The 17856-nt window shown below is 69.9% G+C and carries 13 protein-coding genes and 1 tRNA gene; 10 read left to right on the forward strand and 4 right to left on the reverse strand.

Going from position 1 to position 17856, the window contains the following annotated elements:
* Positions 1–77 precede the first annotated feature (77 nt).
* Complete coding sequence (locus AAC944_RS10295; protein ID WP_030624682.1) at positions 78–929, forward strand: DUF4184 family protein; 852 nt, start codon at positions 78–80, stop codon at positions 927–929.
* A gap of 88 nt (positions 930–1017) precedes the next feature.
* On the opposite strand, the gene polA is transcribed toward AAC944_RS10295, so the two are convergent.
* Entirely contained in the window at positions 1018–3753 is a 2736-nt protein-coding gene (gene polA, locus AAC944_RS10300) for a DNA polymerase I (protein WP_030624684.1), read from the reverse strand.
* A 268-nt stretch (positions 3754–4021) separates the two neighbouring features.
* Here polA and AAC944_RS10305 point away from each other — a divergent pair, with 268 nt between their 5' ends.
* From AAC944_RS10305 to AAC944_RS10335, 7 genes are all read left to right on the forward strand, one after another.
* A complete protein-coding gene (locus AAC944_RS10305) occupies positions 4022–6304 on the forward strand; it encodes an FdhF/YdeP family oxidoreductase (RefSeq protein ID WP_030624686.1) in 2283 nt (760 codons plus the stop codon).
* 397 nt (positions 6305–6701) lie between these two features.
* Entirely contained in the window at positions 6702–7175 is a 474-nt protein-coding gene (locus tag AAC944_RS10310) for a PaaI family thioesterase (RefSeq protein ID WP_030624689.1), read from the forward strand.
* Positions 7176–7714: 539 nt separating this feature from the next.
* Positions 7715–8935, forward strand: coding sequence for a branched-chain amino acid ABC transporter substrate-binding protein (locus AAC944_RS10315; protein ID WP_030624693.1), 1221 nt, complete (start codon positions 7715–7717; stop codon positions 8933–8935).
* A gap of 131 nt (positions 8936–9066) precedes the next feature.
* Positions 9067–9996, forward strand: coding sequence for a branched-chain amino acid ABC transporter permease (locus AAC944_RS10320; RefSeq protein ID WP_030624695.1), 930 nt, complete (start codon positions 9067–9069; stop codon positions 9994–9996).
* 5 nt (positions 9997–10001) lie between these two features.
* Positions 10002–11825 carry a branched-chain amino acid ABC transporter permease gene (locus AAC944_RS10325; RefSeq protein WP_030624698.1) on the forward strand — a complete coding sequence of 608 codons (1824 nt, stop codon included), beginning with the start codon at positions 10002–10004 and terminating at the stop codon, positions 11823–11825.
* A gap of 7 nt (positions 11826–11832) precedes the next feature.
* The gene (locus tag AAC944_RS10330; RefSeq protein ID WP_368397105.1) at positions 11833–12861 is read left to right on the forward strand and encodes an ABC transporter ATP-binding protein; all 1029 of its coding nucleotides are present in this window, start codon (positions 11833–11835) and stop codon (positions 12859–12861) included.
* On the forward strand, positions 12858–13574 hold the full coding sequence (locus AAC944_RS10335; RefSeq protein ID WP_030624704.1) for an ABC transporter ATP-binding protein: 717 nt from the start codon (positions 12858–12860) through the stop codon (positions 13572–13574). The genes AAC944_RS10330 and AAC944_RS10335 overlap by 4 nt, the downstream gene beginning before the upstream one ends.
* 170 nt (positions 13575–13744) lie before the next feature.
* Here AAC944_RS10335 and AAC944_RS10340 read toward each other — a convergent pair whose 3' ends face one another.
* Positions 13745–14413 (reverse strand): ANTAR domain-containing response regulator, encoded by a 669-nt coding sequence (locus AAC944_RS10340; RefSeq protein ID WP_030624707.1) that lies wholly within the window; start codon positions 14411–14413, stop codon positions 13745–13747.
* Positions 14414–14508: 95 nt separating this feature from the next.
* Between AAC944_RS10340 and AAC944_RS10345 the strand changes: the two genes are divergently transcribed.
* Both AAC944_RS10345 and AAC944_RS10350 read left to right on the forward strand, forming a co-directional pair.
* Positions 14509–14583: transfer RNA gene (locus AAC944_RS10345), tRNA-Leu, on the forward strand.
* Positions 14584–14693: 110 nt separating this feature from the next.
* Positions 14694–15464, forward strand: coding sequence for a helix-turn-helix domain-containing protein (locus AAC944_RS10350; RefSeq protein ID WP_030624709.1), 771 nt, complete (start codon positions 14694–14696; stop codon positions 15462–15464).
* 20 nt (positions 15465–15484) lie between these two features.
* Here AAC944_RS10350 and pyk read toward each other — a convergent pair whose 3' ends face one another.
* Together pyk and AAC944_RS10360 are read right to left on the reverse strand one after the other, a co-directional pair.
* Complete coding sequence (pyk, locus tag AAC944_RS10355) at positions 15485–16921, reverse strand: pyruvate kinase (RefSeq protein WP_030624711.1); 1437 nt, start codon at positions 16919–16921, stop codon at positions 15485–15487.
* A 190-nt stretch (positions 16922–17111) separates the two neighbouring features.
* Positions 17112–17843, reverse strand: a complete 732-nt coding sequence (locus tag AAC944_RS10360; protein WP_030624713.1) for an SIMPL domain-containing protein — start codon at positions 17841–17843, stop codon at positions 17112–17114.
* Positions 17844–17856: the final 13 nt, after the last annotated feature.

Raw genomic sequence — 17856 nt, forward strand, 5'->3', positions numbered from 1 at the left:
TGCGCACATCCGGCATACTGCCTCGAACCGATCACTCGATCATGCACAGCGGTCGGGGGTCGGTCAGGAGGGGGATCATGCCGTTCACACTCAGTCATGCCGCGGCGGTGCTGCCTGCCCTACGCCGCGACGGTACGGCACGCGGGCCGCTGCTGGCGTCCGCTCTCGTCGCCGGTTCCTTCGCGCCGGATCTGACGTACTTCGCGGACACGGCGGTGCCGGGCGCGATGGCGTTCGGAGAATTCACGCACACGCCGGCCGGTGTTCTCACCGTGGACACGCTCTGCGCCGCGCTGCTGGTCGGAGTCTGGCTCCTGCTGCGCGGTCCGCTGCTCGCGCTGTTGCCGGCGGCGTGGCAGCAGCGCGGTTGGGCGCTGGTGCGCGGCCGGGACTGGCGCAGCCTGTCACGCGGGCAGCTCGCGGTCCGCTTCTGGTGTTCCGCGGTGCTGGGCGCGCTCACGCACATCGTGTGGGACGCGTTCACGCACCCCGGGCGCTGGGGCGTCCGGCTGCTGCCCGTACTGCAGGAGTACGCCGGCGGATGGCCGGTGTACGCCTACGTGCAGTACGGCACTTCGGCGGTGGCGCTGGTGGCCCTGGCCTGGTTCGTACGCTCCGCGCTCCGCCGGGCACCGCGCGCCACCGCGCCCGCAGCGCTGCCCGTGCTCGGCCATCGGGCGCGGCTGTGGTGCGGCGGGCTGCTGACGCTGTGCGTACTGCTGGGCGCCGGACATCGGGTGCTGCGGGCGCACGCGGTGTACGGCGGGTCGGCGACGTGGTTCGACTACGTGCCGACGGTGCTCTTCGGTGCGGGCGCCGGGCTGGGGGCGGGGCTTCCGGTGTGGGCGGCGGCGGTCCACCTCCGCGACCGCCGGCGCCGCCGTACGCAGGCCGCCGCTCCGGCGGAGGAGACGGCGGCCGGGGGCTGATCCGGACACGCTCGTCCGGACCGGTCCCCGGCCGCCTTCCGCAGTCGCTGCGCCACGGCGCCTTACGCGATCAGTGCGCGTGACGCGCTCAGTGCGCCGCGGACTCCCAGTCCCCGCCCGAGCCGACGGAGACGTCCAGCGGGGCACGGAGCTCCACGGCGCCGGCCATCTCGCGCCGCACCAGCTCCTCGACCTGCTTCTGCTCGCCGGGCGACACCTCGACCACGATTTCGTCGTGGACCTGGAGCAGCATCCGGGAGCTGAGCCCGGCGGCGGTCAGCGCCTCGTCGACGCGCAGCATCGCGATCTTGACGATGTCCGCCGCGGTGCCCTGGATCGGGGCGTTCAGCGCCATCCGCTCGGCCATCTCGCGACGCTGGCGGTTGTCGCTGTTGAGGTCGGGGAGGTAGCGACGACGCCCGAGCATGGTCTCGGTGTAGCCCGTGGCCCGGGCCCGGTCGACGACCTCCTGGAGGTAGTCCCGCACGCCGCCGAAGCGCTCGAAGAAGTTGTCCATGAGCTTGCGGGCCTCGTCCGGGCTGATGCCCAGCTGCTGGGACAGGCCGAACGCGGACAGGCCGTACGCCAGCCCGTACGACATCGCCTTGATCTTGCGGCGCATCTCGGGGTCGACCTCGGTCTTGGGCACCGAGAAGACGTGCGAGGCGACGGTGGTGTGCAGGTCCTCACCGGAGGTGAACGCCTCGATGAGGCCCTCGTCCTCCGAGAGGTGCGCCATGACGCGCAGCTCGATCTGGCTGTAGTCCGCGGTCAGCAGCGTCTGGTAGCCCTCACCGACCACGAAGCCGCGGCGGATGGCGCGGCCCTCGTCGGTCCGCACGGGGATGTTCTGCAGGTTGGGGTCCGTGGAGGACAGCCGGCCGGTCGCCGCCACCGTCTGGTTGAAGGTGGTGTGGATGCGGCCGTCCGCGGCGATGGTCTTGATCAGGCCCTCGACCGTCGTGCGCAGCTTGGCCTGCTCACGGTGGCGCAGCATGATCACGGGCAGTTCGTTGTCGGTCTGCGCCGCGAGCCAGGCGAGGGCGTCCGCGTCGGTGGTGTAGCCGGTCTTGGTCTTCTTGGTCTTCGGCAGGCCCAGCTCGTTGAAGAGGACTTCCTGGAGCTGCTTGGGCGAGCCGAGGTTGAACTCGTGTCCCGCGGCGGCGTGCGCCTCGGTGACGGCCTGCTGGACCGCGGCGGCGAACTGCTGCTCGATGCGCTCCAGCCAGCCGCGGTCGGCGGCGATGCCGGAGCGCTCCATACGGGCCAGCAGCGCGCTGGTGGGCAGCTCGATGTCGCGCAGCAGGTCGGCGGCGCCGACCTCCTCCAGGCGCGTCTCGAAGGCGGCACCGAGGTCGAGGACCGTACGGGCCTTGGTCATCAGGGCCTCGGCCTCGGCCTGCTCGTCGGCGCCGAAGGCCAGCTGTCCGTCACCGGCCGCGACGGGGGCCAGGTCACGGCCGAGGTACTCCACGGAGAGCGCGTCGAGGGCGAAGGAGCGCCGGCCGGGCTTGACCAGATAGGCGGCGAGGGCGGTGTCCATGGTGACGCCGTCGATGTGCCAACCGTGCTCGGGGAAGATCCGCATCAGGCCCTTGGCGTTGTGCATCACCTTGGGGCGCTGCGGGTCCGCGATCCACTCGGCGAAGGCCCGGTCGTCGGCCTCGTCGAGCTGGGTCGGGTCGAACCAGACGGCGGGGCCCGCGGTGGTCGCCAGCGCGACCTCGGCGGCCGAGCCGCTGCCCAGCTTCCAGGAGTCGACCGTGGCGACGCCGAGGAGGCTGCTGCCGTGCTCGGCGAGCCAGGGAGCGAGCTGCCCAGCGCCCGCGACGAGGCCGTCGATCTCGACGCCCGGCAGCGGCTCCTCGGTGACCGTGTCCTCCGCTCCGGGGTCGACGGCCAGCAGGCGGTCGCGCAGGCCCTGGTTACGGATCTCCAGTCCCTCCAGGAACACCGTGAGGGCCTGCCGGTCGTAGCCCTCGCGCACCAGCTCGGCGGGGCCGCAGGGCAGCTCGACGTCGCGGACCATCTCGGTCAGGCGGCGGTTGAGCCGCACGGCCTCCAGGTGGTCGCGGAAGTTCTGCCCGGCCTTGCCCTTGACCTCCTCGGCGCGCTCGCACAGCTCCTGGAAGGAACCGAACTGGTTGATCCACTTCGCGGCGGTCTTCTCGCCGACACCGGGGATGCCGGGGAGGTTGTCCGACGGGTCGCCGCGCAGGGCGGCGTAGTCCGGGTACTGGGCGGGGGTGAGGCCGTACTTCTCGAACACCTTCTCCGGGGTGAAGCGGGTCAGCTCGGAGACGCCCTTGGTGGGGTAGAGCACCGTGACATGCTCGCTGACCAGCTGGAAGGCGTCCCGGTCGCCGGTGACGATGGACACCTCGAAGCCCTGCTCGGTGGCCTGCGTGGCGAGCGTGGCGATGATGTCGTCCGCCTCGAAGCCGTCGGTCGCGAACCGCTTCACGTGCATGGCGTCCAGCAGCTCACCGATCAGCTCCACCTGCCCCTTGAACTCGTCCGGGGTCTTGGAACGATTGGCCTTGTAGTCGGGGAACTCCTCCGACCGCCAGGTCTTGCGCGAGACGTCGAAGGCCACCGCGAAATGGGTGGGCGCCTCGTCGCGCAGGGTGTTCGCCAGCATCGAGGCGAAGCCGTACACGGCATTCGTCGGTTGCCCCGTGGCGGTCGTGAAATTCTCCGCGGGCAGGGCGAAGAACGCCCGGTACGCCATGGAGTGCCCGTCCATCAGGAGCAGCCGGGGACGCCCTCCCCCCGCCGTCTCGCTGCCGGTCGTTTCGCTCTTCTTCGCTGCCTTTGCTGCCACGCCCCCGATCCTGCCACGCCCCACTGACATTCCCCGACGCGACGGCCGCGTGACCGCCCGCGCGCTGCCTGTGGACAACGTCGTCACCCGTGTCATCACGCCCTGTGGACGGCCCGTCGACGGCCGGTGGCCCGTGACAGGATCGGTGGCGACCGGAAGGACGGTGCAGGGGACTGTTCCATGCATGACCCAGATGGCTGAATGGTGATATACAGAACGGCTGCTCGCGCAGGGCAGTACAGCAGCAACGGCACCCAGGGAGACCGCCATGGCAGGCAAAGCACCCGAGTCGGATCCGGTACAGGACGCACCCGAGGTCAGCAGCCCCAAGCACTCGGCCGTCGGGCTGCCCGCCATCACCAACGCCCTGCGCATCTCCCGGCAGCAGATGGGCGTGAAGCGCACGGCGCTGACGCTGCTGCGCGTCAACCAGAAGGAAGGCTTCGACTGCCCCGGCTGCGCCTGGCCCGACCCGGACCACCGGCACGCCGCGGAGTTCTGCGAGAACGGCGCCAAGGCCGTCGCCGAGGAAGCCACCCTGCGGCGCGTCACGCCCGCCTTCTTCGCCGCCCACTCCGTCGCCGACCTCGCGAAGCGCAGCGGCTACTGGCTCGGCCAGCAGGGCCGCCTCACCCAGCCCATGTACCTCGCCGAGGGCGCCACCCACTACGCCCCGGTGTCCTGGGACCGCGCCTTCGACATCGTCGCCGAGGAGCTGACCGGCCTCTCCTCTCCCGACGAGGCCGTCTTCTACACCTCCGGGCGTACGAGCAATGAGGCCGCGTTCCTGTACCAGCTCTTCGCCCGCGAGTTCGGTACGAACAACCTCCCCGACTGCTCGAACATGTGCCACGAGTCCTCCGGCTCGGCCCTCACCGAGACCATCGGCATCGGCAAGGGCAGCGTCTCCCTGGAGGACCTCCACAAGGCCGACCTGATCATCGTCGCCGGTCAGAACCCGGGCACGAACCACCCCCGCCAGCTCAGCGCCCTGGAGAAGGCCAAGACGAACGGCGCGAAGATCATCTCGGTCAATCCGCTGCCCGAAGCCGGCCTGGAACGCTTCAAGAACCCCCAGACCCCGCGCGGCCTGGCCGGCGGCGGCACCTCCCTCACCGACCTCTTCCTCCAGATCCGCCTCGGCGGTGACCAGGCCCTCTTCCGGGCGCTGAACCACCTGCTCCTCACGACCGACGGCGCGCTCGACGAGGACTTCATCCGGGAGCACACGCACGGCTTCGAGGAGTTCGCCACCGCCGCGCGAGACGGCCTGGACTGGGACGAGACCCTGCGGGCCACGGGCCTGACCCGCGCCGAGATCGACCAGGCGCTGCGCATGGTCCTCGCCTCGAAGCGGACGATCGTGTGCTGGGCGATGGGCCTCACCCAGCACAAGCACTCCGTCCCCACCATCCGCGAGGTGGTCAACTTCCTGCTGCTGCGCGGCAACATCGGCCGCCCCGGCGCCGGCGTCTGCCCCGTACGCGGCCACAGCAACGTCCAGGGTGACCGCACCATGGGCATCTTCGAGCGTCCCGCGCCCGCCTTCCTGGACGCCCTGGAGAAGGAGTTCGGCTTCGCGCCGCCCCGCGAGCACGGCTACGACGTCGTACGGGCCATCCGGGCGCTGCGCGACGGGCAGGCCAAGGTCTTCTTCGCCATGGGCGGCAACTTCGTCTCCGCCACCCCCGACACCGAGGTCACCGAGGCCGCCGTACGCCGGGCGAACCTCACCGTCCACGTCTCCACGAAGCTCAACCGCTCGCACGCCGTCACCGGCGCCCGCGCGCTGATCCTGCCCACCCTCGGCCGTACCGAGAAGGACGTGCAGAGCAGTGGCGAGCAGTTCGTCACCGTCGAGGACTCCATGGGCATGGTGCACGCCTCCCGCGGCCGCCTGGCGCCCGCGAGCCCGCACCTGCTGTCCGAGCCGGCCATCGTCTGCCGCCTCGCCCGCCGGGTCCTCGGCAAGGACAGCCGCATACCGTGGGAGGAGTTCGAGCAGGACTACGCCACGATCCGCGACCGCATCGCGCGCGTCGTCCCCGGCTTCGAGGACTTCAACGCCCGCGTCGCGAGCCCGGACGGCTTCGCCCTGCCGCACGCGCCCCGGGACGACCGCCGCTTCCCCACCGTCACCGGCAAGGCCAACTTCACCGCGGCACCGGTGGAGTACCCGGACGCCCCTGAGGGCCGGCTGCTGCTGCAGACGCTGCGCTCGCACGACCAGTACAACACCACGATCTACGGCCTGGACGACCGCTACCGCGGCATCAGGAACGGCCGCCGCGTGGTCCTGGTCCACCCCGAGGACGCCCGTGTGCTCGGCTTCGCCGACGGTGCCTACGCCGACCTCGTCAGCGAGTGGACCGACGGCAGCGAGCGCCGCGCGCCCGGCTTCCGCGTCGTCCACTACCCCACCTCGCGCGGCTGCGCCGCCGCCTACTACCCGGAGACCAATGTCCTGATCCCCCTGGACCACACGGCCGACACCAGCAACACCCCGGCCTCGAAGTCGGTGGTGGTCAGGCTGGAGCCGACCGCGTCCTGACCCCCGGGTGCGGCGGGCCGGGCCCCGCCGCACCACGCCCCACGCCGCCCAACCGGGCGCGCACCCGCCCCTGCCCCGGCGCGTGCGCCCCGCGCCCGGCCCCGCGGTCTCCTCGCCCCGCCACGCCCGTGGCCCGCGCCCGCGCCCCGCCGTGGGCCGACGCCCGCTGCCCCAGGCCGCACGCTACCCAGCACCCGCCCGCGCCCCGCAGTGACGAGCCGCACAGCTGTCCGCACCCCGAACTGAGCGCTCGCTCAGTAGCCTGTGGTCGGCACGACGCCCCGCTGCGGCCCGCGGCCCATATCGCCGCCCCGTACGCGTACGGCCACGACGGACACCGCACACCACGACGAACAGCGATCACGACGAGCAGCGCGAGCGAACGGAGCCGCACGCCATGGGCGAGCAGACCACGACCACGTTCCCCCAGGAAGTCCTCGACCAGTGGGCCGGCCAGGGGCTGGACCTGCCTTCCCTGTTCTCCGCCGGCCACCTCGGCACGCGGATGAGCGTGCAGGTCGTGGAGGCCTCCCCGGAGCGGGTCGTCGGCACCATGCCCGTCGAAGGCAACACCCAGCCCTACGGCCTGCTGCACGGCGGCGCCTCCGCCGTGCTCGCCGAGACCCTCGGCTCGGTCGGCGCCATGCTCCACGGCGGCCCCGGCAAGCTCGCCGTCGGCGTGGACCTGAACTGCACCCACCACCGTGGCGTGCGCACCGGCCTGGTCACCGGCGTGGCCACGCCCGTGCACCGCGGCCGCTCCACCGCCACGTACGAGATCGCCATCACCGACGAGCAGGGCAAGCGCGTCTGCAGCGCCCGCCTGACCTGCCTGCTGCGCGCCGCCGAGGCCCCGGGGCAGCCCTCCTGACCTGGCGCGTTCAGTTCGCAGGCGGCCCCGCTCCGGACCATCCGGAGCGGGGCCGTCGTGCGTCCCGGCCCGGCACGTCCGGGACGCGTGCACCACGGTTCCGGACGGACGGTCGCCCGCGCCACGCGCCGCCCTAACGCTGTGTAACACACACGCAATATGCCTCCGCCGCACTTCTCCCCAGGCCGCGGCGCCGCCGCTCCCGCACCGCCGCCCGCACCGCATTCCGGACACATCAGGGACGCCGCGCGGCAAACTCCCTTGTGGAAGTGCAAGTTGGCGCTCCGCCTGGCGTACACGCACCTGCTGTAAGGACCATCAGTACTAAACGCTCATCGCAGGTCATAACAAGAGCGTCACATCCTCGTCGGCGCCACTGACCCGGCCGACGAGACCGCTCTACCATCACCGCCAGTCACCGCGCCGCCGGGCGCGCTGTACCAGCACGGCCTGTACCACCCCGTACAGCCCGGCGCGCGAACGGTCACGCAGTGGCGTGGCCGCGCCAGGGGAAAGGACTGATCGTGCGTCACCGTTCCTTGCTGATACTCACCACCACGGTAGCCGCCGGCGCCCTCACGCTCTCCGCGTGCGGCTCCCGCGGTGAAGACAAGAGCGGCGACGGCTCCAAGGCCACCGTCGTCATCGGCCTCGACGCCCCGCTCACCGGCGAACTCTCCGCCCTGGGCCAGGGCATCAAGAACTCCGCCGACCTCGCCGTGAAGATCGCCAACAAACAGAACGAGGTCGAAGGAGTCACCTTCGAGCTGCGGCCCCTCGACGACAAGGCACTGCCCAACGCCGGCCAGCAGAACGCCACCAAGCTCGCCGGTGACAAGGAAGTGCTCGGCATCGTCGGCCCGCTGAACTCCGGCGTCGCCCAGTCGATGCAGCAGGTCGCCCAGTCCAACGGCGTCACCCTCATCTCCCCGGCCAACACCACGCCCGACCTCTCCCAGGGCAAGAACTGGAAGAAGAACGAGCGCAAGCGCCAGTTCTCCACCTACTTCCGCACCGCCACCACCGACGAGGTCCAGGGCGCGTTCGACGGCCAGTACGCCTTCGAGAAGATGAAGGTCAAGACCGCCTACGTCATCGACGACCAGAAGACCTACGGCGTCGGCCTCGCCTCCTCCTTCAAGGACCAGTTCACCAAGCTCGGCGGCAAGATCGTCGGCACCGAGCACGTCAGCCCCGACGACCGTGACTTCAAGGCCGTCGTCGCCAAGGCCAAGAGCGCCGACCCCGACCTCGTCTTCTACGGCGGCGAGTACCCGGCCTCCGGCCCCCTCAGCCAGCAGCTCAAGGACGGCGGCGTCAACGTACCTCTCATGGGCGGCGACGGCATGTACAGCGCCGACTACATCGAACTGAACAAGAAGGCGCAGGGCGACTACGCGTCCTCCGTCGGCAAGCCCGTCGAGCAGCTGGAATCCGCCAAGAAGTTCATCGCCGACTACAAGGCCGCCGGCTACAAGGACGCCTACGAGGCCTACGGCGGCTCCACCTACGACGCCACCTGGGCCCTCATCCAGGCCGTCAAGCAGGTCGTCGCCGACAACAACGGCAAGCTGCCCGAGGACGCCCGCAAGAAGGTCGTCGACGCCATGAACAAGGTCTCCTTCGACGGCGTCACCGGCAAGGTCGCCTTCGACAAGTACGGCGACACCACCAACACCATGATCACGGCCTACCAGGTCGACGACAAGCAGTGGAAGGCGCGCTTCAGCGCCGAGTTCAAGAAGTTCGACAAGAGCTGACCCGGCACCATCACCGCCCCCACCGGGCCGCGCCGACAGGACACCCCAGCCCCGGCGCGGCCCGCGGCACACCGGCACACCCCCCGCCTGCCCGGCCCACCGGCACCTTCCCACCCCACGGAGGCCCTGCGGTGAACGAACTGCCGCAACAGCTGGCCAACGGACTCATCCTCGGCGCGATGTACGGACTCATCGCGATCGGCTACACGATGGTCTACGGCATCGTCCAGCTCATCAACTTCGCCCACGGCGAGATCTTCATGGTCGGCGGCTTCGGCGCGCTGACCGTCTACCTCGCCCTTCCCCCCGGTATGTCCCTGATGCTGGCCCTTCCCTTCATGCTCATCGGCGGCATCGTCGTGTCGGTGCTCGTCGGCGTAGCAGCGGAACGATTCGCCTATCGGCCCCTGCGCGGCGCGCCCCGCCTCGCCCCCCTCATCACCGCCATCGGCCTGTCCATCGCACTCCAGCAGGCCGTCTGGAAGTGGTACCCCGACGCCAAGAAGGCCCGGGTCTTCCCCCAGTTCAAGGGCGACGCCTTCGACGTCCTGGGCGCCACCGTCCAGCGCGGCGACCTCTTCGTCCTCATCGCCGCCCCGCTCTGCATGATCGCCCTCGGCTTCTTCGTCTCCAAAACCCGCAGTGGCCGCGCCATGCAGGCCACCGCCCAGGACCGCGACACCGCGGCACTCATGGGCATCAACACCGACCGCATCATCGTCCTCGCCTTCGCCATCGGCGCGGCCTTCGCCGGCGTCGCCGCGGTCGCCTACGGACTGCGCACCGGCGAGGTCCAGTTCCGCATGGGCTTCATCATGGGCCTGAAGGCGTTCACCGCGGCCGTACTCGGCGGCATCGGCAACATCTACGGCGCCATGCTCGGCGGCGTCGTCCTCGGCATCGCCGAAGCCCTCGCCACCGCCTACGTCGAATTCATCCCCGGCATGACCCAGTTCGGCGGCGGAGCCTGGAAAGACGTCTGGGCCTTCGTCCTCCTCATCCTCGTACTCCTCCTGCGGCCACAAGGCCTCCTGGGCGAACGCGTCGCGGATCGGGCGTGATAGCGATGACCACCACACCCACCCCGAAGACAGCCGCCAAGACCGGCCTCACCACCACTGCGGGGCTCCTTCCCCTCCCCGCCCGCGCCGCCCGCGTCATCACCGCGGCCGGAGCCCTCGCCACCGCCGCCTCCACCGGCCTCTCCTGGACCTGGAGCAGCGAATTCCCCGGCGACCTCACCTACTACGGATCCCCCGCCGGACTCCAGCTCATCACCCTCATCGGCGCCCTCCTCACCCTCGCCTTCGCCCTCGCCGGCCTCGGCGTCCGCGGCCTGACCGCACTCACCCCCGGCGGCCGCAACGCCCCCGCCCTCTTCGCCGCCCTCGGCACCTTCACCGCCACGTGGTTCACCCTCGGCGCCATCGCCGTACAACTCGGCGGCCTGATCAACCTCGAACCCGGCGGCTTCCTCGCCGGCATCACCGCACTGATCACCCTCATCGGCGCCCTGGGCCTCCCCGCCGACCACACCCCCGGCACACCACCGCGCGGTCCCTGGCAACGCTTCACCAACAGCTGCGCCGCCGTCCCCACCCCACGGCCCGCCAGGCAACTCCCCTCCTGGGCCGAGATCCTCCTCATCGCCGTCGCCTTCGGCATCGCCCTCTACGCCTTCACCTACGGGATCGACGCCGAGGACGGGCCCCCCTTCGTCGGCTACCTCCTCTTCGTCGGCTTCGCCGTCCCCGCACTCCACCGCGCAGGCCTGATCAGCCGCCTCACCGCACTCACCCGCAAACACCGCGGCATCGCACTCGCCGCCGCCTTCATCTCCGCGGCAGCCTTCCCCTTCACCCAGGAGACCGATGAGTACACGATCATCGGCGCCAACATCCTGATCTTCGCGACCGTCGCCCTCGGCCTGAACGTCGTCGTCGGCCTCGCCGGCCTCCTCGACCTCGGATACGTCGCCTTCCTCGGCGTCGGCGCCTACGCAGCCGCCCTCGTCTCCGGCTCCCCCGAATCCCCCTTCGGCATCCAATTCCCCTTCTGGGCCGCCCTGCTGACGGGAGCCGCCGCCTCACTCCTCTTCGGCGTACTGATCGGCGCCCCCACCCTGCGGCTCCGCGGCGACTACCTCGCCATCGTCACCCTCGGCTTCGGCGAGATCTTCCGCATCGCCATGCTCAACCTCAACGGCACCACAGGGCCCGACGTCACCAACGGCGCCATGGGCATCCCCAACATCCCCAACCTGGAGATCTTCGGCTTCAACTTCGGCGAACCCCACACCATCCTCGGCGTCCCCATCGCCACCTACGGCAACTACTACCTCCTCATGATCCTCGTGACGGCCTTCGTCGTCCTCGTCTTCCGCCGCGCCGCCGCCTCCCGCATCGGCCGCGCCTGGATCGCCATCCGCGAGGACGAGACCGCCGCCATCGCCATGGGCATCAACTCCTTCCGGCTCCGCCTCCTCGCCTTCGCACTCGGCGCCGCCCTGGCAGGACTCGCCGGAACCGTCCATGCACACGTAGTAACGACCGTCACACCCGAGCAGTTCCAGTTCGCCGGACCCCAGCCGCCCAACTCCGCCTTCCTCCTCGCCGCCGTCATCCTCGGCGGCATGGGCACCCTCAGCGGCCCCCTCGTCGGCGCGGCGCTCCTCTTCCTCATCCCGGCCAAACTGGACTTCCTCCAGGACTACCAGCTCTTCCTCTTCGGCCTCGCCCTCGTCCTGCTCATGCGGTTCCGCCCCGAAGGGCTCATCCCCGACCGCCGCAAGCAACTCGAATTCCACGAGACCGGCCAGCTCGACGTACCCGACGTACCCGAACAGCGCCTGAGCGACGACACCACCGGCGCCACGAAGGCAGGGGCGTGAAGACACCATGACCACACCCACCACCGCCACGAAGAACGGCGGCGCCGTCCTCGAAGCCGCGGGCGTCACCATGCGCTTCGGCGGACTCACCGCCGTACGCGCCGTCGACCTCACCGTCGCCCCCGGCGAGATCGTCGGCCTCATCGGCCCCAACGGCGCCGGCAAAACCACCTTCTTCAACTGCCTCACCGGCCTCTACACCCCCACCGAAGGCACCGTCAGCTACAAAGGCACCCGCCTCTCCCCCAAACCCCACCTCGTCACCCAGGCCGGCGTCGCCCGCACCTTCCAGAACATCCGCCTCTTCGCCAACATGACCGTCCTGGAGAACGTCCTCGTCGGCCGCCACACCCGCACCAAAGAAGGCCTCTGGTCCGCTCTCCTCCGAGGCCCCGGCTTCAAGAAGGCCGAACGCGGCAGCGAGACCCGCGCCATGGAGCTCCTCGAATTCACCGGCCTGGCCGCCAAACGCGACCACCTCGCCCGCAACCTCCCTTACGGCGAACAGCGCAAGCTCGAGATCGCCCGCGCCCTCGCCAGCGAACCCGGCCTCCTCCTCCTGGACGAACCCACCGCCGGCATGAACCCCCAGGAGACCCGCGCCACCCAGGACCTCGTCCTCGCCATCCGCGACCAGGGCACCGCCGTACTCGTCATCGAGCACGACATGCGCTTCATCTTCAACCTCTGCGACCGCGTCGCCGTCCTCGTCCAGGGCGAAAAACTCATCGAAGGCACCGCCGACGTCGTCCAGGCCGACGAACGCGTCGTCGCCGCATACCTCGGCACGCCCTTCGAAGGCGCACCGGGCGACGAGGAAGCCGCCGAGGTCGACGCGGCGGAGGCACACGCCGCCGAAGCGCGAACGGCCGGCACACAGGCGCCCGGCGCGCAGGCACCCGAAAAGCGGGCCCCCTGGAGGCCGTCGGCCGAGGACCACACGACCGGCACCCGGACGGCCGAGGCCCCGCCGGGTCAGGGCCAGGACCAGGGCCACGCGCCCGACGAGAACGCCCCGAACGGAGACGCGCGATGACCGCCCTGCTCGAAGTCGAGGACCTCCGCGTCGCCTACGGCAAGATCGAAGCCGTCAAGGGCATCTCCTTCACCGTCGGAGCCGGCCAGGTCGTCACCCTCATCGGCACCAACGGCGCCGGCAAGACCACCACCCTGCGCACCCTCTCCGGCCTCCTCAAACCACTCGCCGGAAAGATCACCTTCGACGGCGAACCCCTCACCGGCGTCGGCGCCCACAAGATCGTCGAACGCGGCCTCGCCCACTCCCCCGAAGGCCGCCGCCTCTTCCCCCGCCTCACCATCGCCGAGAACCTCCAGCTCGGAGCCTTCCTCCGCAAGGACAGCACCGGCATCGAACGCGACATCCAGCGGATCTACGAGCTCTTCCCCATCCTCGGCGAACGCCGCAAACAAGCCTCCGGCACCCTCTCCGGCGGCGAACAGCAGATGCTCGCCATGGGCCGCGCCCTGATGTCCCGCCCCAAACTGCTCATGCTCGACGAGCCCTCCATGGGCCTCTCCCCGATCATGATGCAGAAGATCATGGAGACCATCACCGAGCTGCGTTCCCAGGGCACGACGATCCTCCTCGTCGAACAGAACGCCCAGGCCGCGCTGTCGCTCGCCGACCACGGACACGTCATGGAGACCGGCAGGATCGTCCTCTCCGGCACCGGCCAGGACCTCCTCCACGACGAATCGGTCCGCAAGGCGTACCTGGGCGAGGACTGACCACCGCGCCGAAACCCGTACGGACGCCCGTACCGACGCACGTACCGAAGCCCGCGCCGACGGGCGCGCGCATACGCCGAGGGCCGCACCACGATCATGGTGCGGCCCTCGGCGTACGTACCTCTCACCGCCTCCCGGCACCGCCACACGGCGCGCCCCGAGGCAGCCGGCTACTCGGAGGGGCTCTCCTTGTCCCTCTCCTTCTGCTTCTTCTCCTCGGCGTCCTCGATGACCGCCTCGGCGACCTGCTGCATCGACAGCCGCCGGTCCATCGACGTCTTCTGGATCCACCGGAACGCCGCGGGCTCGGTCAGCCCGTACTGCGTCTGCAGAATGCTCTTCGCCCGGTCCACGAGCTTGCGGGTCTCCAGGCGCTGCGTGAGGTCCGCGACCTCCTTCTCCAGCGTCCGCAGCTCCGTGAAGCGGCTCACGGCCATCTCGATCGCCGGCACGACGTCGCTCTTGGAGAACGGCTTGACCAGGTACGCCATGGCACCGGCGTCCCGCGCCCGCTCGACCAGCTCGCGCTGGGAGAACGCGGTCAGCATCAGCACCGGGGCGATGCTCTCCTCGGCGATCTGCTCGGCCGCGGAGATGCCGTCGAGGACGGGCATCTTCACATCGAGGATCACCAGGTCGGGGCGGTGCTCACGGGCCAGCTCCACGGCCTTCTCACCGTCTCCGGCCTCGCCGACGACCGTGTACCCCTCCTCCTCCAGCATCTCCTTGAGATCCAGGCGGATGAGCGCCTCGTCCTCGGCGATGACGACGCGGGTGGTCTGCGGCGGGACGTGCGACTGCTCGTCGGCGACGGGCTGCTCGGGCTCGGCGGCGCTCACGTGACTCCTCGTTCCAGGCAGGTGGTGCCCCACGAGCCTACCTATCTCCTGTATGTTTGGAGAACGGCGGGTCTCGACCCACCTTCCTTTGCAAGGCCCCGGTAGCCCAATTGGCAGCAGGCAATGGATTCAAAACCCATACAGTGTCGGTTCGAGTCCGACCCGGGGCACTTTACCTTCGATTCGAAGACCAGACCATCTCGGACTGATCTTCACTCCGTCCGGTGAACATCCCTTCGATCCGACCCGCGACGGCAAAGATCGCGCCACGATCTGCGATGTGTACGACATCGTGACGCGAAAGCGCGCCCTCTCCCTGCTGGACCGAGGCCACAGTCTCAACTCCGTGAGCAAGCAGACGGGAATATCCCGCGCTGCGATCCGGCAGTGGTGCGTACGCATCGAGCCGATCTCCCGCACCACGCAATGCCCCCGATGCGAACACGTACCGCGTCCGCCGGACGCCCCCGAGGCGTACGCGTACCTCCTGGGCCTCTACCTCGGTGATGGCTGCATCAGCCGTCATCCCCGCGGCAGCCACGCACTCCGTATCGCGTGCGCAGACGCGTGGCCCGGGCTCATCACCGAATGTCGTGAAGCGGTTTCCCGTGTGCGCCCTGAGAACAGCGTCTGCCGCGTACGCAAACAGGGCTGTGTCATGGTGACCAGCTTCAGCCGCCACTGGCCGTGCCTCTTCCCGCAGCACGGGCCCGGCAGGAAGCACACCCGATCCATCGTCCTCGAACCCTGGCAACAAGCCATCGTGGACGCGCACCCCTGGCAGTTCATACGCGGGCTGATCCACTCCGACGGCTGTCGGATCACCAACTGGACGACGCGCACGGTCGGCGGTGAACGGAAGCGTTACGAGTATCCGCGGTACTTCTTCACCAACAAGTCCGACGACATCAGGAAGCTCTTCACGGACACCCTCGCCAAGGTAGGCGTCGAGTGGTCGATCCTGGCACGCGGCTCGAGCCCGTTCAACGTCTCCGTGGCCCGACGGGCGTCCGTGGCGCTCATGGACGCCCACGTCGGACCGAAGTACTGAACCCGGCATGCGGGCCGGCGTCACTGCGACGGGTCGGCCTCGCCGATGTGGTGGACGCGGACCAGGTTCGTCGTGCCGGGGACGCCGGGGGGTGAGCCGGCCGTGATGATGACGACGTCGCCGGGGCGGCAGCGGCCGATGCGGAGGAGCTGTTCGTCGACCTGCGCGACCATCTCGTCCGTGGAGTCGACCGTCGGGCCGAGGAAGGTCTCGACGCCCCAGGTGAGGTTCAGCTGGGAGCGCGTGGCGGCTTCCGGTGTGAAGGCGAGGAGGGGGATCGGCGAGCGGTAACGGGAGAGCCTGCGGACCGTGTCGCCGGACTGCGTGAAGGCCACGAGGAACTTTGCGCCGAGGAAGTCGCCCATTTCGGCGGCGGCGCGGGCGACGGCGCCGCCCTGGGTGCGGGGCTTGCTGGTCTCGGTGAGCGGCCGCAGTCCCTTGGCGAGGATGTCCTCCTCGGCGGCCTCGACGATGCGGCTCATCGTGCGGACGGTCTCGGTGGGGTACTTGCCGACGGACGTCTCGCCGGAGAGCATCACCGCGTCCGTGCCGTCGATGACGGCGTTGGCGACGTCAGAGGCCTCGGCGCGCGTCGGCCGGGAGTTGTCGATCATCGAGTCGAGCATCTGTGTCGCGACGATGACCGGCTTGGCGTTGCGCCGGGCGAGCTTGACCGCGCGCTTCTGAACGATCGGGACCGTTTCGAGCGGCATTTCGACGCCGAGGTCGCCCCGCGCGACCATGATGCCGTCGAACGCGGCAACGATGTCGTCGATGTTGTCGACCGCCTGCGGCTTCTCGACCTTGGCGATGACCGGCAGCCGGCGGCCTTCCTCCCGCATGATGCGGTGGACGTCCTCGATGTCGCGGCCGCTGCGTACGAAGGACAGGGCGATGACGTCGGCGCCGGTGCGCAGGGCCCAGCGGAGGTCGTCCTGGTCCTTCTCGGAGAGGGCGGGGACGGAGACGGCGACGCCGGGGAGGTTGAGGCCCTTGTGGTCGGAGACCATGCCGCCTTCGATGACGCGGGTGCGGACCTTCGGCCCGTCGACGCCGGTGACTTCGAGGGTGACCTTGCCGTCGTCGACGAGGATGCGTTCGCCGGTGGTGACGTCGGCGGCGAGCCCTTCGTAGGTGGTGCCGCAGACGTGGCGGTCGCCCTGGGTGTCCGGTTCGACGGTGATGGTGAATTCGTCGTCGGGTTCGAGGAGGACGGGGCCTTCTCGGAATCGGCCGAGGCGGATCTTCGGACCTTGAAGGTCGGCGAGTACGCCGACGCTGCGGCCGGTCTCGTCGGATGCCTTGCGGACCCGCTCGTAACGCGCCTCGTGGTCGGCGTAGGTGCCGTGGCTGAGGTTGAAGCGGGCCACGTCCATTCCGGCTTCGACGAGTGCCTTGATCTGCTCGTACGAATCTGTGGCGGGTCCCAGGGTGCAGACGATCTTTGCTCGGCGCATGTTTCGACCCTATGACTTACCGGCGGGTAGAGACCTGTGGGGAAGTGACTGGCCAACGTCGGTGGGGTGAAAGGCTCTTGACAAGTATTGCAATGTGCGGGCGACCGCTCCTATGAGCAGCTTTCGAGCCTTGCACGTGCACTCGTACGCACGTCCGCACACTCTTTTCGGGATCTCTGATGATCGCCGTTCAGAGCGCGGGGCGCGTCATCGTGAAGCGCGCATTGACGTGTGCGTGCACGGTCTGCCGCTGCGGTTCGAGGTCGAGCGCGGGCGCGGTCTCTTCATGGGCTGCGCCTCCGTAGGCGGCGCCGCGGGAGCGGAGCATGGGGTTGCCGCCGGGTGCGGGGGTCTCGGCGCCGATGTCGGCGAGTTCCAGCAGGGCGTCGAGGCGGGCGCCGAGCGCCTCGGCGTATTCGCGGGCGCGCTGTACGGCTTCGCGTACGGCCTGCTGGCGGGCTTCGCGATGGGCAGGCGAGTCGGGCCGCAGGTCCCACCAGGGGCCGGTGACGCGGGTGAGTTCGAGGTCGGCGAGGCGGGTGGCGAGTTCGCCGAGTGCGGTGAAGTCGGTGAGGGTGGCGGTGAGCTGGACGTTGCCGTGGTACGCGCGAATGCGTTCGCCGCGGCCCTTGTGGGTGAGCTGGGGCGTGACGGTGAAGGCGCCGGTGGCGAGCTTCTCGACGGCTTCACCGTAACTCTTGACCAGGTCGAGGACTTCGGTGTTGCGGCGGGTGAGGTCCTGGAGGGCGGTACTGCGGTCGGTGCCGCGGGCCTGGACGGTGATGCCGATGCGGGCGATCTCCGGGTCGACTTCGAGGCACGCTTCGCCGCGTACGGCGACGCGGGGGACGTCCGGGGTGCCGTACGGAAGGGCCCCTGCGGGGCTTTCGCTGGAGGTGAGGGGGGTGGGTTCGTCGGTCATGTGGCGGGGGGCT

It is taken from the genome of Streptomyces sclerotialus (genome assembly GCF_040907265.1).
Taxonomy (GTDB): Bacteria; Actinomycetota; Actinomycetes; order Streptomycetales; family Streptomycetaceae; genus Streptomyces; species Streptomyces sclerotialus.